Annotated in this window: 15 protein-coding genes; 2 read left to right on the top strand and 13 right to left on the bottom strand. The window is 61.5% G+C overall.

The genetic code is table 11. From position 1 onward, the window contains the following. The first annotated feature begins 68 nt into the window (after nt 1–68). Both QYH69_RS22010 and QYH69_RS22015 read left to right on the top strand, forming a co-directional pair. Nucleotides 69–941, top strand: a complete 873-nt coding sequence (locus QYH69_RS22010) for a hypothetical protein (protein ID WP_308833900.1) — start codon at nt 69–71, stop codon at nt 939–941. Between the two features lie 12 nt (nt 942–953). Beyond that, a complete protein-coding gene (locus QYH69_RS22015; RefSeq protein WP_308833901.1) occupies nt 954–1,346 on the top strand; it encodes a polymer-forming cytoskeletal protein in 393 nt (130 codons plus the stop codon). Between the two features lie 63 nt (nt 1,347–1,409). Here QYH69_RS22015 and QYH69_RS22020 read toward each other — a convergent pair whose 3' ends face one another. From QYH69_RS22020 to QYH69_RS22080, 13 genes are all read right to left on the bottom strand, one after another. Beyond that, on the bottom strand, nt 1,410–2,129 hold the full coding sequence (locus QYH69_RS22020) for a hypothetical protein (RefSeq protein WP_308833902.1): 720 nt from the start codon (nt 2,127–2,129) through the stop codon (nt 1,410–1,412). A 27-nt stretch (nt 2,130–2,156) separates the two neighbouring features. Then, entirely contained in the window at nt 2,157–3,848 is a 1,692-nt protein-coding gene (locus QYH69_RS22025) for an ATP-dependent helicase (RefSeq protein WP_308833903.1), read from the bottom strand. Nucleotides 3,849–3,860: 12 nt separating this feature from the next. Beyond that, nucleotides 3,861–4,748, bottom strand: a complete 888-nt coding sequence (locus QYH69_RS22030; RefSeq protein ID WP_308833904.1) for an ATPase — start codon at nt 4,746–4,748, stop codon at nt 3,861–3,863. Nucleotides 4,749–5,062: 314 nt separating this feature from the next. Beyond that, nucleotides 5,063–5,668: a DUF4400 domain-containing protein gene (locus QYH69_RS22035; protein WP_308833905.1), complete on the bottom strand. Its 606-nt coding sequence runs from the start codon at nt 5,666–5,668 to the stop codon at nt 5,063–5,065. Continuing rightward, nucleotides 5,658–5,942, bottom strand: coding sequence for a hypothetical protein (locus QYH69_RS22040; protein WP_028369233.1), 285 nt, complete (start codon nt 5,940–5,942; stop codon nt 5,658–5,660). Before QYH69_RS22040 ends, QYH69_RS22035 begins: the two co-directional genes overlap by 11 nt. Next, the gene (locus QYH69_RS22045) at nt 5,899–6,417 is read right to left on the bottom strand and encodes a hypothetical protein (RefSeq protein ID WP_308833906.1); all 519 of its coding nucleotides are present in this window, start codon (nt 6,415–6,417) and stop codon (nt 5,899–5,901) included. Before QYH69_RS22045 ends, QYH69_RS22040 begins: the two co-directional genes overlap by 44 nt. A 10-nt stretch (nt 6,418–6,427) precedes the next feature. Beyond that, nucleotides 6,428–8,299 carry a conjugative transfer system coupling protein TraD gene (traD, locus tag QYH69_RS22050; protein WP_308833959.1) on the bottom strand — a complete coding sequence of 624 codons (1,872 nt, stop codon included), beginning with the start codon at nt 8,297–8,299 and terminating at the stop codon, nt 6,428–6,430. Then, on the bottom strand, nt 8,299–9,672 hold the full coding sequence (locus QYH69_RS22055; RefSeq protein ID WP_308833907.1) for a TraI domain-containing protein: 1,374 nt from the start codon (nt 9,670–9,672) through the stop codon (nt 8,299–8,301). Before QYH69_RS22055 ends, traD begins: the two co-directional genes overlap by 1 nt. Next, a complete protein-coding gene (locus QYH69_RS22060) occupies nt 9,669–10,688 on the bottom strand; it encodes a type IV secretion system protein (RefSeq protein WP_308833908.1) in 1,020 nt (339 codons plus the stop codon). The genes QYH69_RS22055 and QYH69_RS22060 overlap by 4 nt, the downstream gene beginning before the upstream one ends. A 17-nt stretch (nt 10,689–10,705) precedes the next feature. After that, a complete protein-coding gene (locus QYH69_RS22065) occupies nt 10,706–11,389 on the bottom strand; it encodes a type VI secretion protein (protein ID WP_308833960.1) in 684 nt (227 codons plus the stop codon). Nucleotides 11,390–11,547: 158 nt separating this feature from the next. After that, entirely contained in the window at nt 11,548–14,007 is a 2,460-nt protein-coding gene (locus tag QYH69_RS22070; protein ID WP_308833961.1) for a type IV secretion system protein VirB4, read from the bottom strand. Then, complete coding sequence (locus tag QYH69_RS22075; protein ID WP_308833962.1) at nt 14,001–14,264, bottom strand: VirB3 family type IV secretion system protein; 264 nt, start codon at nt 14,262–14,264, stop codon at nt 14,001–14,003. The genes QYH69_RS22070 and QYH69_RS22075 overlap by 7 nt, the downstream gene beginning before the upstream one ends. A 40-nt stretch (nt 14,265–14,304) precedes the next feature. Further along, nucleotides 14,305–14,685, bottom strand: a complete 381-nt coding sequence (locus tag QYH69_RS22080) for a TrbC/VirB2 family protein (RefSeq protein WP_308833909.1) — start codon at nt 14,683–14,685, stop codon at nt 14,305–14,307. Nucleotides 14,686–14,700: the final 15 nt, after the last annotated feature.

Genomic DNA, 14,700 nt, shown 5'->3' on the forward strand with positions numbered 1-14,700 from the left:
GGCAGCGTCCGGCGCGAACTTGACTTCGCGGCGGGGTGGCTACGCTCGAACTCTGTCACAGGAGAGAAATGATGGACCTAAGGGAAATTCAGGCACTGCACGCGCGGTACACCGCCCAGCCGGTGATCATAGACATTGCCAGTCATACGGCGGCGATGCCCGCCCTCCCGGCCCCCGATGCCGGACCTGGAGCGCGCGTTCGCGCCCTGGCCTTCACCGGCGGGCTGCGCAAGGTGGGCAAGCGTGCGATCATCGCGCTTGCCATCGCCGCTGTGGCAGCAGGCGGTGGAATGAGTGTTGCACGTATCTGGCGCGCGATGCATGAGGCAGTGGTTGCTCCAACCGCCGCGGTCGCCAGCGCCGCGAAGCAGGCGCCCGATTCAATCCCGGCAAGCGGACCGCAAGGCGAGATGCCGATCGACGTCAATCCCGCACGACCGCTGACGTCGAGCGATTTCGACACGCACAGGCCCGTCGGTCAAACCGCGCTCGCCAATGTCGACGCGCGTTCGCTCGAGGCAGCCAATTCCAATCCGGCGATCGCACAGCCGGTGCCGACCACTCGCCCCGCCGCCGAGAACGTTGCTGCTGCGGCGTCCCCCATTCGAGCGCCGCGACAGTCCCCGCAAGTTGCACTGGTGAGTGCTGTTGCGACGCCCTCGACGGCTGCCCCGACGAACCCGCCCGCGACAGCAGAATCGCAGACGCGAAACGAACCAGCGCAGCCCTCCGCCGGAGCCTCGTCGACGACACAGGTCAGGTCAGCTGCGACCACGACGCCGGAAGCAGCTAAGCCCGAACAACGCCCGGCATTGCGCCCGCTGCATCGGGTTACTCATCACGCGACCGCCGCAGCAAATAGCGAGACATCGTCTGAATCGGCCGCGCCCGCTCAACCCAAAGCACAGCCCGCCAAGGCTGGCGACGTACAGCTCTTTTAAAGAGGCACTCTGATGAAGCCGCAACCGCTTAATGTCACGCTCCTGTCCGCAGGTCTTTCGATCCACGGCAATCTCTTTCTCGATCACGGGCTCAGCAGCTTTGCCATCGTCGACGGCAACATTGTGTCGAACGCTGGCCTCCTGCATATCGGCCAGGGCGGCGTGGTAAAAGGACAGGTGGAAGGCGAGCACGTCCGCGTGGACGGCACGGTCGAGGGCGATGTGCACGCGCGCGGAGTTTTGGAAATCAATGGCCGGGTCATTGGGAACGTCTACTACTACGGGACGATCCGTCTCGGGCCGCGTGCATCGCTCGAGGGCCAGGTCAAACGGAAAAGCGATCTGACGATCGAGAACGCCACAAGCAACGTGCAGCAGCTGTCGCGCACGGCGGCAAGCGTGTGACGCTTCGGGGGTGACAAATGAGAAGGGGCGCCCGCGGGCGCCCCTTTTGTTGTTGTGACCGCCTTAAGGCCACTGACCGGCATCGGTTCGAAAATAGAGCGCCTGGTAGCCCGGCATATACACAAGTTGCTCTCGCCGGTCGACCGTCAGGCCTCGGGCCTCCAGCCATAACGCCAACCATTCGACCACCCGCTCAAGCGCGTGCTCATTCGTCTGAGCCGCGAGCCGCAGCGTGTGATGTAGGGCGAGCCTGTTGAACGCAGCCGAGTTGCCGAGCCGCTGCAACGGAGAGGACAGATAGTATCGCTTCCACGTGAGCGCGAAGAGTTCCGCCATTTCATTCGCTTTGACCAGCGGCGCGAGCTCGTGCTCCGAGCCCGCGACCGACAGCGCCTGCTGTTGCGCGCTGCGCTCGTCCAGCCCGGTTCCGAAGCCCCGCATCACATCCCGGTTTGCGTCATGCCACGACGCCAGCATGTCGTGTGCGATCCATGCGCGCGTGCGCAACGCCTCGTCCAGCCACGCCCGGCACTCGCCGTTGTCGGTAAGGCAGAAGCCGGCGGCCGCGAGAGGTGCCCAGTCATCCCTTCCGATGGCAAAGTGGGAGCCCTCACCGTCTTCGTGCCACGCGCATAGCGCATCCGTACTCGCACGCGACCTCTCGAAGCCGTCCGCGTGCAGGCGATGCAAGGGTTCGCGCAAAGGGAGCGCCTCGCTGTGCGGCACAACGCTTGACGTCGAGATCGGCACATAGCCGAATCTGCGAAATACGCGATCGAGCATGATCACTCCGAGGAAACGAATCAGCAGTTACTGGATAGACGATTCGATCAGGAACCGGGAGACGGGATTCTTTTTGATGGTCGCGATGGTCAGGCCGTCGCGCGCACGGGTCATCGCGACATAGAAAAGGCGACGCTCTTCAGACTCGGTGCTCTTTTCGTCCGGCACAACGCCCTCTTCCGCTCGCGAGATCCACACGTGGTCCCATTCCAGCCCTTTCGAACTGTGCATCGTTGTCAAGACGAGCGCATCCTTGGCTGGCTTGTTGTTGTCGCGGCGAAGGTATTCGATCCGCTCCGCGAAGGTGCCAGAAAGCCGCGATATCACGTCGTAGGTGCCCTGAATCGCGCGGATTGACTGGTCTTTCTTTGCGTACGTCATCATCAGCTCATGCACGCCGTCGAGCACGAGCGAATAGAAGCTCCGTTCGCACATCGCCTGCCATTCGGAAAGGCGTTTCATGAAGCTGCGATAGACCGTCGCGGTGTCTTCGGGCAGACCAAGCGCGACAAGATCCTTCTTGAGCCGTTGAACGAGCTCTGGACCCATGTCACGGTGCAGCACGGCAAGAAGTGGAGTGCTCACGCCCATGTAGCCGAAAACTGCATCCAGCCCGTTCTGCTTGCGCCCTTCCGCGATGCCGAGCAGGTTGCACATGAGTGCGCCCTCCGGGCGATTGAGCACGGAACTGCCGGACGCACGGAAGTATGGAACGCCGTGCGTGCGGCACACGGCCTCGATCGGGTCCAAAATCCGGTTAGTGCGTGCGAGGATTGCACACGACTTGCCCGCCCTAAGGAGCGGATGCAACGTCTCGACGGCCGCAACGGCGTCCGCATACTCGTCGTCAGACCGCTTTGTTGCAACGGAGCCGCCGGGTCCACGATCTGCATGGAGCAGCTTTGCGATCCGGTCGGTATTGTTGCGGATGACACGGTCCGCCGCAGAGAGAATCTCGACGTGGCAGCGATAGTTCATGCCGAGCACCACCTTCTGGGCGTTGAAGGTGGAGGCGAAATCTTCCATGCCACGGTAACCAAGTGCCGCGCGGAATCCGTAAATGCTCTGGTCGTCATCACCAACCACAGTCACCCTTGCATTGGCCTTTGCGTGCAGCTCAACCCAGCGGTATTGCAGCGGGTCCGTGTCCTGGAATTCGTCAACGAGCAGATCGGTGAAGCGGTACGGCGCGATGTCGCCCGCTTCCATTCCCGCGACGGCCAGGCGCAGCATGTCCTGAAAATCGATCTTGCCATTGCGCTCAAGCGCGGCCTGATAGGCGGTATAGATCTGCGCATCTTCGGTTCCCGCCTGGACACGGCCGAAATTGGTCTTGATCCGCTCGATGGTGGGTACGACCTCTTCGGGCTTCCACGCGAGGCCCAGCTCCGCGATGACCCGCGCGATAAGGCCCATGCGATCGCCGTCCGTTGCGATGTCCCGCTTGCCCAGTTGCTTGAACGCGAGGGAGTGAAACGTGCCCGCGATGAGCCGCTTTCTGGCGCCATCACCAGCAAGCGCCAGGATGCGGTCGCGCAACTCGACCGCTGCGTCCTTACTGAAGGTGACCGCGCCGACGATCGCGGCGGGGTCAGCGAGCAAAAGCGCTGCCTTGGCCGCGATGGTCTTGGTCTTGCCAGCGCCTGGGCACGCGATCGCTACACAGTGCTGGCGCAGTTCCGCTACCTCACGCTGCTGCGGATTGAGGCCGTCGAGCATGGTGGCAGTACGTTAGCGGCCGCGCACCGTGGTCATCAGGCGCAGGTGAGTCATGTAGCCGCGCACGCCGATCGGATGGAACTTCCGCAGGAAGCGCGTCGTTTCCTCGTCGACGTCGGACTGGTCGCGCACGCCGTTCCAGACGAGAAAGTCGAAATGGTCCATCACCTTGTCGAACTTCATCAGCAACGACAGCAGGCGCATCGAGAATCGGGAGTAGGCTTCGACACCGATCTCCAGCGACGGCTTGGTGACGCTCGGCGCAAACACGATATCGCCCTGTTCCTTCAGGCGGGCTTCGGTCTTTTCGCGGAACCCCTGCGCGACACTCAGTTGCTCGTCGACATAGGCTTCCAGGTCCCCGACCTGCTTTTCGAAGAACGCCGTAACCACGCCCTGATCCTCAGCGCCGAAGGTCGACCGGCCGAAGCGCTGCAGGTTGATGCTCATACGGTTTAGATACGGCCACCATTGTTCGAACAGCGGCTTGAGGCGCGTGTGATTCAGGCGAACGGCGGCCTGGACCACGGCGGCGCCCGACAGCTGTCGATCCATCAGTTCGCGGCCGATCTCGCGGCGGCGCTTCACGATAGCCGCGCGTTCCGCCGGCGACAGATCGCGGAACATCTTGCGCGTACGCGCGACTTGCTCGCGCTTTTCCTCAGCTTCGGTCTCGCTGATCATCCCTTCTTTCTGAAGGGTTGTCGCCGCGTCTTCCATCTGCTGCAGTTCGAGTTCGATCTCGCCACCGTCAGCGCCGTCGGTCGTTGCCGGGCCGTCGTTGCCGGTCGCGTGAGCCGTAGCGCCCGGGGCATGCTCCGGCGCGCCCGACGCGGTGGCATGTGCGGCCGCTGGGTTGCTGGCAGCGTCGAGGTTCGTCTCTTCCGTGATGGTGGTCATAGGGGATTCAGTCCTGTGGAAAGTGCGCCCAAACGCGCGTGGTACGACCTTATTGTTACGACGCTACGGACGGGGAGACGTCCAAAACATGGTCGATTTCAGTTCGCTTTTGGGGAGAGGCGGCGAAGACGCAAGCGCTCACGGTTGACGTGCGGAGAGAGGACGCAGATACGGTTCCGGGGAAGGCGCTGCGGTGGGTGGCGCTGGGGGTTGCGCATCGCTACTGCGGTAGCGCGGAGAGGAAGTGAGCCGAGCCGGCTCAGGCGCCTAACCCGGAAAGCTATACGGTATGCAACAGCTTTCCGGGAAAAGTGTTACTGGAACGAGGAGGCAGCCTTCCACAACAGCGCACCGAGCACTGCCGCGACTGCGATCCAGTATTGCGCGAGCACCGGGAACGGCGCTGCGAGAACGGCAAACGTCATCCCGAAAACAAGGAGGATGCCGTGCCCGGCGAGATGAAAGGAAAGCGGACTGGCGAAGCCGGCTGCTGACGCCTTGATCTTGCGGCGCACTGAACCGTCAACGAAGGCCGCTGCACAGAACATAAACGTCCCGTTCACCCACAACTTCATGACGCTCGCACGATAAATCACGCGATACACCTCGAGCCAGAAGTTGTGGACCCATCCATGCGCAAATTCCGACGCGCCTGCCTCGCCGATTTCGCCCGAGCCGGATGCATCGAGAGTCGCGCGGATGATGCCGGAATCAACGAACCAGCGGCGGAACCGATCATTGGTGAGTGCCACGACGTCGTCGGCACGCTCGACGCCGACCACGCTCTGAACCGACTCCGCCTCTTCTGACGGTACAGAGAACAGCGACCGGTCCGGAATCGCGGGCATGACAAAGAGCGCCAGCAACGGCACAAGGAAGAACCACCACTTGACGTGGGAGGCGAAGCGGCTACCGGCCATACGCTTGCATCCCCCACTGGACCAGCTCGGGCACAAACTGCCACAGCATGTACAGCGGAAACAGGATCAGGCCGAACATGCCAGCGTAAAAGTGGACGGGCCGCCGCGAAATGAAAAGGGCCATTCCGTATGCCCGCGCGCCGGCGCCGCGGGAGAACTCGGCGGGGCGCGACTCATCCAGTCTGTCCTGCGAGTTGGCCGTGCCTAGCGCGCGGCGCGCGACGTCCAGATCAACCCTCGACAGCTTCGCAATCAGAATAGGTGTGAGCGACATCGTAGTCCTCGAAGTAAAGCCGGAAGTTCTCGCCCGTCAGCGCGCGTGCTGCCAGCTGGAAAGCCGCTGAACGCTGCGTAATGACTTCCGGGCAACGCTCTTCGACCATCTCTGTCCCTCGCGCTTCGTGCCTCGCCTCGAATTCCGTGACGGGTTCGAGCATCGGCGGCCAGACGTAGTAACGCTCGCCGTCGCGCGCGACGTAGCGCTTCGCGTACAGCAGGTTCGAATGGCAGAAAAGCCCCTGCATGAACGCGATGTGTGGATTGCCCGTCTTGCGGGCGCGCTTGTACGCAGATATCGCGGTATCGAGCATCTCCTTGATGAGAGGCTCCGACTCGCCCATGAACTTCTCCCCGATGAAATCCGCCACGCGTGCGCAGGCGAGTTCCAGTTCCGGCGCCAGCGTGAAGACAGGGCTCAGGCGGGACGACAGTTTGTGTTCGCGAATGATTTTTTTGAATACGACAGACATGCGTAGGTTTTCAGCCTTGAAGGATTGGAATGCGGCCCTGGTACACGGCGGCGCCCGAGATGCGCATGAAATATTGCAGGTTGGGCAGACTGTGGATCAGGCGAGTTGGAATCAGCGGGGCTTTCTCCAGTTGAAGTGAACGCGACACACCACCGGTAAATTCGCCGAGGTGGGCTTCCGTCCCGGTACTGGTACTGCCAGTGATCGTTATGTTGCGAATCGCCGTCTCTCCGACCTTGTCGGAGAACCACTGTGCCGTATCAGTGTCTTCGAGTCTAAGGATGATCTGGTTGTTGAGGTTCCCCAAAACCTGCAGCATTTTTGCGGCGTTTCCGAGTTTCGCTTCGAGGTCGGCACGTGTCTGGAACGCGACAAACGCCTTGAAGCCTGCCCCGCGTCCCTTGTTGAGGATCTGGATCACCTGTTCGTTGATGGCTTCGGCCACCTCGTCAATGATCAGGACCACGTCGGGCGGTGTTTCGTAGAAGTTGTAGATCGAGCCGCAGACGGCAGAGACGTCAGCCAGCAACATCGACGCGATGGCCTTTGCCACGATGCTATTCGAAAGCGAATCCAGACCGATATGCAGGATCGCTTTCTGGCGGATCACCTTCTCGATGGTCCACACCTCGCGCTCGTCCTCGAAGTCGTCGACCTTCGGCGCGAGCATGAGACCGGTTTCACCCGTCGCCAGCATCTGGAGCAACGGCAGCGCCGACGCGATGATGCGCATATAGTGCTCGCGGTCGTGCGTGTGCGTGGCAATCAGGCCGTCGATCGCTTCATGACCCTGCTCCTGGGACGCGAACCGGGCGTTGTACAAACCAATCATCCCGTCGACGAGCGACACGGCGTTGTTGCGTTGGCCCTGCCGAGTCGTTTCAGTGGCGACTTCCGTTTCCCAGTTGATCAGCCCTTTCTCCGCGAAGAAGCGCCGGAGCGCCTTTTCAAGAAGCGGCGCGATACCCCCCTGTGCATACTTCAGGATCGAGCGGAGATTGGGTTTGTCGCCGATGTACAGTTCACCGTTGACGGAGCGGCTGATAAACAGGTAGGCAAAGTCACGGAAGGGACCCTCTTCCATCAACTGCGCGATGCGGCTGGGAATTTCAGACGGCTGCGACCAGCTGTCGAGTGGTTCGAGCCGGACGGACTCGGACGGCTTGGCCTGGTTGAAGTAAAGGAATTTCCGGCCGGTTCTCGCGGCTTCCTTTTCCGCACGCAGCTTCCAGTCCTTGTCATTCTTCGGGTCGACGTTGATTAGCACGTCGCCAAGGTGAATAACCTGGGTCGAGATCACCTCATAGGTGCGGGTCTTGCCCGAGCCCGTCGTGCCACCAACGGCAGTGTGGCCGCCCATCGACTTGTAGTGAAACGGGACCAGCGCCTTTTTGGGCTCTAGCCCGTGTATCCACGACGCACCCTGCGGCATGCGATCGCGGATACTGTCTTTCGGCGCGAACAGACCTTCAATTGCCTCCTCGATCTTGCGGCCGGTCCTCGTCTTGTTCAGCCATTTCGGCAGCCCCGGAATATCGGTGGTCGGCATGCGCAGAATGTCGTGCGCGATCTGGCAGTGCTTCTGCGTCCATTCGAACCCGATGCCGAGATACATCGAGTTCGCCTCCTCCTTCATGCGTTTCTGGATCTGCAGCAGCTTTGGGATCTGGAGTGTGGTCAGCCACTTCGTTGAAATGGCCATGCGAAACTTCAACGCGCGCCAGATCTGCAACGAACGCATCGTGAGAAACGCGAGCGCGACCAGTGCGAATAGCCACGCGAAGGGCATTCCGGAAAGCGGCAGCATGACGAGTGCCGCGAGCCAGAAGACGGCCGCGCGAAACTCGTAGATCGGCCTGAAGTGATTGATGTAAGGGGTGATCATGCGGGTCTGTCGAGAATGAGTTGGCCAGCACGCGGCGTGAGGGTGATCTGGGTCGCTTCGTCGGCGACCATCAGGCTGCGCTTGCGCATATGTTCAACGAGCGTGCTACTGCTGACGCCGTACCCGCCGACAAGGCGCTTCGGGAGCACGAGACCCCTGTCATTCCACTGAACCGCTGCCGCCTTCCCTGCCGCGACATCCTCGCGCAGCGCCTGGAACAACTCGCGCACGAGATTCGGCACGCCCTTGAGCACTTCATCGAAGGCCGCCGGCGGCGCCGAATCGCGACGGGTGCCGGTCGACTGCGCCGGATCCTTCATGGCGCTCGGGTCGACGGCTGCAGGCTGCGGTGTGGCCGCGGGGACCTGCGTCGCGGGCGGGATGCCCAACGCCTCGTGTAGCGTCTGCGGCGACGGGTTCCCTTCTCCCGCTGAGACAGATGTCGCTTGGGACAGCGGTTGCTGCCGCGCCGCGGGCGGCATATAAACGGGATAAGTCGTGGGCTGCGACGCCAACGCGCTCTCTGACGCGGGATCGGGGTCCGTGGACGGCGTAACGGCTGCCGCTGCCGACGGCGCCGAAGGAGCGGCCGCCTGCTGCGGGGCAGGCGCTGGGGCAATCACCGGTTCCAGCTCGGCGGCCACGTGCACAGCTGACGGCACGTCGAACTGCACAGGCGCGAATACGGCGCGTTGCGCCTTGCGGTCGAATTCGTCGGCGGTGCTCACACCCTGGCGCACGACCTTATGAAGTACCGACTCGGCCCCCAGCGGCTGCATGTTCGGATTGATCGCGCCGAAAAGGTCCGACAGCACCTCGCCATCGAGTCCGGACAGCAGATCGGAGCCAACGAGAATCTGCGCCAGCATCCCCGTGCGCATTCGCTCGACAGCCAACGGTTGCTCGCGGCGTAAAACACGATATTCGGAACCTGCCAGCCATGCGCCCGCCGCACCGTGCACCGAAGGATTCCAGACCTGCTGGTCACCGTCACGCTCGATCACGAAATGCCGGTACGGTTCGTCAAGCCGGGAACAGACTGCGGCTAGAAACACCGCGTAGTTATATTGCGGCTCGACGCGGCGGCGCTTCTCCGATGGAAGGTTTGTGCCGAACTTCTGGCCACCCGCCAGCCGCATAGCGTAGAAGGCGGTTTCAACCGTGCACCGGAAGGCTCCACCGGGCTCCCGGTAAAGCTGGGGACTGAGTGGCAGTGACGAAAACCAGGCTGCACATCCGCGCAGCACGGACACCCACTTGCGTTCGAAGTCTGGCCTGCCCGCTTCGTTCGCGCATTGGGAGATCAGGTCGATGCGACGCTCATACCGGGCCAGCAGCGTCTGCGCATCCATTGACGTATGGATAGTCATGGTTTTGGCAGCTTCGTTGCGGCTTGCGCCACCTTGCCTATAATCGCGCCGCTGGCGCCCGCGCCCCCGCCGAACATGCCCGCGATCTTCGGAATCTCGAAGGATACGAGGAACACGAAAAAGGCTAGATCGAATACCTGTGCGGCCGCACCCGACGTCGTCAGACCGAGTTTTGCGGCGTCCTGAACCGCGTTCACCATGTTGTGTGTCACGAGGCGCATCAGGATCGCGGCAACGACGATATACATGCCCGCGCTGACCATGTAGTCGAGCCACGTCTTGAAGTAGCCGCGCGTGAAAGAAGAGAAGCCGAGCGCGAAGGCAATCTGTCCCATCACCACGCCTGCCGCGAACTGTAATTGCCCGATGTTGATGAAGAACACGAAGATGATGGCGGTGATCGAAAGCAGCGCCCAGGCTAAAAACAGCGGGACCGTCGCAATTACCACGTCCGGAATCATTGTCAGGTTGAAGCCGATACCGGACCACGCCTGGACGGCGGAATCGAAGACCTGGCCGGCCGCATTGCCCATGATGCTGAGCGCACTGGTCATATCCGCTCCCCCGATGTCGTTGCCCAGCGAGACGAACCATTTATAGAAGTTCGGCGCCCAGCTTGCGAAACCGACGTAGATCGAGGCGAAGATGCCGAGAATGCCGAGCTCTTCCAGCAGCGCGACCCACGCCATCACCGGGTCTTTTGTCGCCGCAAAGCGCACAGCCGCGAGAACGATCGTAATCACCGCCAGTCCGCTGGCGAACTTGTCCGATTCCTTCTGGATACTCTGCGAGGCCTCGACTGCGGTATTCATGATCGACGAAAACATTGCGGTGATCTTGTCGATCGCACGGGCATTGCCCGCCGCAGTTTCACCAGGGCTCACGTAGGGATTGGCGGCCGTACCACTGGTTGCCGCGGGCGCAGACGCGCCGTCAGCGAACGCCGGCGACGCGCCGATCGCAAACAGCGCCAGCAGACAGGCGACGGCCAGGTGTTTGATGTCACGCAGCAACATGTCGCTTTTGCGCTCCCCTAGTTGCCGTAAGCCGCGCGCTCGGCGGCCTGCTGGTCGAGGAACGCCTTTGCGTTCGCGGCGCGCGTCCTGTCTTCCTCATTCTGTGCTGACTGCTGCTGCGCGTCCTTCTGCTGCCTGCTGGCGGTCATCTGCAGGAGGTCGGTCATCTGGCTCGATACGATGTCCAGATAATGCGTGGTCATTTCCGCCGTAGCCTGCGACGTCGGCGTCAACGACAGTTGCGACTGCAGATCCTGGCGACGCTTCGCGAGCGTCTGTGTGTGCTGCATGACGTTATTGCCCATCTGGAAAAGCTGCGTCGCCTGGTTGTCGCGCTGGTTGTAGAGCGTGGCCATGTCGGAGAACCACTGCTCGTTCGACTTGCCGGAGTGCGCAATCAGGCCCTGGACATGGTTGATCCACTGACTGCCGTTCTGCAGGTCGCCGTACATGTCGGTCATGGTGTCGGAGAGCTGCCTGTACTTATCTATGTCTCCGGTGATCTGGTCGTACTGCGCCTTCATGGCCGAGGGATCGAGATCGGTTGCCTGCTTCAGCTGGTTGGCCACCATCTGGTACTGGTAGGCGATGTTGCTGTCCTGGTAGACCTCGGTCTTGACGGCCTTCATTGCCGTGATGATGTTCTGCGCGAGGTTCGCGACGTCAAGGACCGCCCACTGCGCGTATGCGCCCTGAACCATGCCGAACGTCAGCGCCGCTGCTGCTGCGAGCCGGATGAATGATTTTTTGTTCACTGAATCACCTGTTGGTTTTGACCGCCAGACGCGGATTGTTTGGCTCCGTCGTTGTTTGATGGCGCAGCAGCCGGAGCACGGTTCGGTGCGCCCGTGAAAGGACCTCAATCGACTGTCATCATTTCGGCGAGGTAGGCCTCGCGCCAGTTAGCAGCGCCGGACTGGTAGTGCCTGTCGAGCACAGCCTGGGCGCGGCCATCCGAACGCAATACGGCGAGCGTCTCCTTGGGGAAGCTCGCCTGCAGCATGCGTGTCTGGTCCGGTGTTACCCACAGGTAGTCCCGGTTGGGCGCGGCCTCGACGATCATCTGGATCTGGTCGAGCGTGAGGCCGAACTTGTCGCGATAAAGATGCAGGTTATTCTTCGCATCGGGATTGGGCAGGTAGATGATGTTCGGGATGTTTTCCTTGAGCACCTCGAAGTCCGCGATACGTGCGACCTGAGCGAGCGACTGCGTCGCCATCATCAACGTCGCGTTCAGCTTCCGGATCGTCACGGCCCAGATTTCCAGGCGCTTGTAGAAACGTTCGTTCTGGAAGAAGAAGCCCGCCTCCTCGACCTCGATCACCGTGTAGCGCTTGCCGTCGAGCCACTGTGCGATCCGGTAGAACGCGTAATCCATGAACAGCGCGGCCGCGATCGGGAAGTTGTTAAACAGATCGCCCATTTCGATGGACAGGTCATCGGACAGAGTGAACGCGTCTTCGACGTGATCGAAGAACCGGCCATTTTTTTCGCCCTTCGTCCAGACGGCCAACCGTTCACGCAGCTCGATGGATAGCATCGTGGTCAGATAGGACAACGTCCAGAATTCAGCCCCATAGCCGTCGCCGAGGGTGCTGACTGCCTCGAAAATCTCCCGCTCCTGATTCTTGCTGCAGCGGAAGGAATCGTCTTCAATGGCCATCTGCACCCATTCGGCGACATAGGAATAGTGCTGCTTGTCGCACAGAAGGGATAACGGATTGACCGACGTCGCAGCCTCAAAGCGTCCGGTCGCATCAACAAAACGCCCGCCCGCCAGGACCGTCGGAATCCGCGTCGAGCGGTCCTTGTCAAAGCGCACGCGTCGCGCGCCGTGACGGCCCGTCTGCGACATGAGGAAGTTGAGCATGATCGACTTGCCCATGCCGATCGGACCAAGGACGAGCAGGTGGGAAGCGCCGCCAGGGCGGTGCAGGTTCACACGCTGCAACGTCTTGTGGCGCGTGGGCAGCATGGTGAGCGGCCCGGTCTTCTGACCCGACTGCTGCGTCAGCCATGCATTGACAGCGCTACCTTCCGCCACGCTGCGGACCGGCGCGATATCGGATACCGCGGGCGTCTCAACGAATTGCAGGCGCTTCTGCTTGTCCCAACGGCCCGGCAGCGTCGTATTCCACGCGGCCGCGAGGTTGTCCTTTTCGAGGACCACGCCGAATCCCGCGCTGCCGATCTTGCCGACGACTTCACGCGTCGCATCGTCGCATTCTTTGGCGGTGTCACCGTAGACAATGACCGAGATGTTGGCAAAACCGTACTGCTGCCCTTTCGCTGTGATCTTCGCGAGCGCGTCCTCCGCCTCTTCCGCAAGCATCATCCGGCCTTTATCGTTCTTCTGCTCTTCCTTCGAGAAAAAGGCCTTGATGATCGCCATCGGATTGAACGCGGCGATCTTGTAGAAGCTGCGAATCTTGTCGATGTACTGCTTGGCCTTGGCGGTATCAAGGAAGCGGAACATCACGCAGATGTCGAGTTCTGCATCGACTTCGGACAGCACGTCGAGCGCCGCTTCCTGGAATCCCATCCATTCCTTGACGGCCACGATCTTCGCGAAGCGCGTACCGTGCGCCGATTCGAACATCAGGTGCTCGGCGCCATAGACGACCGTGCTTTCGGTGAGATGCGTGTCCAGCATGGTGACGGGATATCGGACACGGCGCGGCGGCACGGACGGGTTGGCAGTCTGATGCAGGTAGGACAGCGTGTTCTGCAGTTCCAGTCGCTTCACCTTGAGCCGCGTTACACCGCCCTTGAATGCGTCGAGGATCGACTCAAACTGCTTGATGTCCGTCGTCATGCGTTCGAGGTCGAAGACGAAGGCGCTCCGTGCGAAGAACGTGTCTTTCGCTGTCTCAATGAGGGCGGGCAACATCGACTTCCCGCCGATCGTCATGTGATACGCAACCTTGTCGAACACCTTGTTGATCCCGGTTTCGGGCGTGTAGGCGAGCGAGAGCGACTGCGTGTTGCGGAAATACTTCCCGCTACTGACGTGGTTTCGGTTGATCCGGTCCACGTACTCGTCGATGTCCGCCGCGAATGCGCCATCGATGGCCCCCTGCACGCGGCGGTGCGAAAGCCTCCACCACGCGGTAATCCGGTGGTCGAAGTTCTTGCACGCGTTGTCCAGGTTGTTGCGCACCGACGAGATGTCGTCAGCGTTCGGCGAGTCAGCATCCACCCCCTCGAACGTGTAGCAAGTAAGCAGCGACCCGTCCTTGTCCAGAACAAGCTCGGGCGTCACCATCGTCGCCCAGGGCGCAATCTCCTGCACCGGCCGGCGCACAATTCGTTTCAGCATTGCAGATCCTGATCGAAGCCATAGGGCCGCTTGAACCGGGCGGAGAACTTCGCCGACGGCAGCGGCTCGTGCAGGTCGGGGTAGTGGTTGTAGACGAGCATGACGTCCCGCCACCAGGGATCCCGGTTACTCTTCCAACGCAGTACCCAATGGATGACGATGCCCACGGGTAAAAACGCGAAGGTCGTGCTCGAGTAGCAGAGAAGCAGCGTGAGCGTGCCGTTCGCGATTGCGAGACCGCGATCCGCACCGCCCATCTGGCGCGGCAGCGACAGGCCTCGGCTGACTTTCGTTGGCTCACGCACAGGTGTACGTGACGCCGAGGTGGTTTTTGACGATGTTGACCGCGCACGCAGCGAGGCCCAAGCCAACGAACACCGAAGAGATCAGCTTGCCAATCGTGCTTTCTGAACTGGCGATCGCAACCGCGCCAACGATGATCAGCACGACACCAATCCCGTACAGCCACGGACCGCTGATATAGGCCTGGATCAGGCAAATGACGTCGGTCGCGGAACCGAGATCGCTAAGGCTCACGGCCGACGCGAGCGGAGGGAAGAATGCGAGGCCGGCTGCGATGAGCGTCGAGCGTATTTCGCGACGGCTGAAAAAGCGACGGTGGGCAACCGCACCCACGGCACGCAGTCGCGACTGGACAGATTTGAGGCACTTCTTCATGAACAGCTCCTGTTT

The sequence above is a fragment of the Paraburkholderia sp. SARCC-3016 genome (assembly GCF_031119615.1).
Classification (GTDB): Bacteria; Pseudomonadota; Gammaproteobacteria; order Burkholderiales; family Burkholderiaceae; genus Paraburkholderia.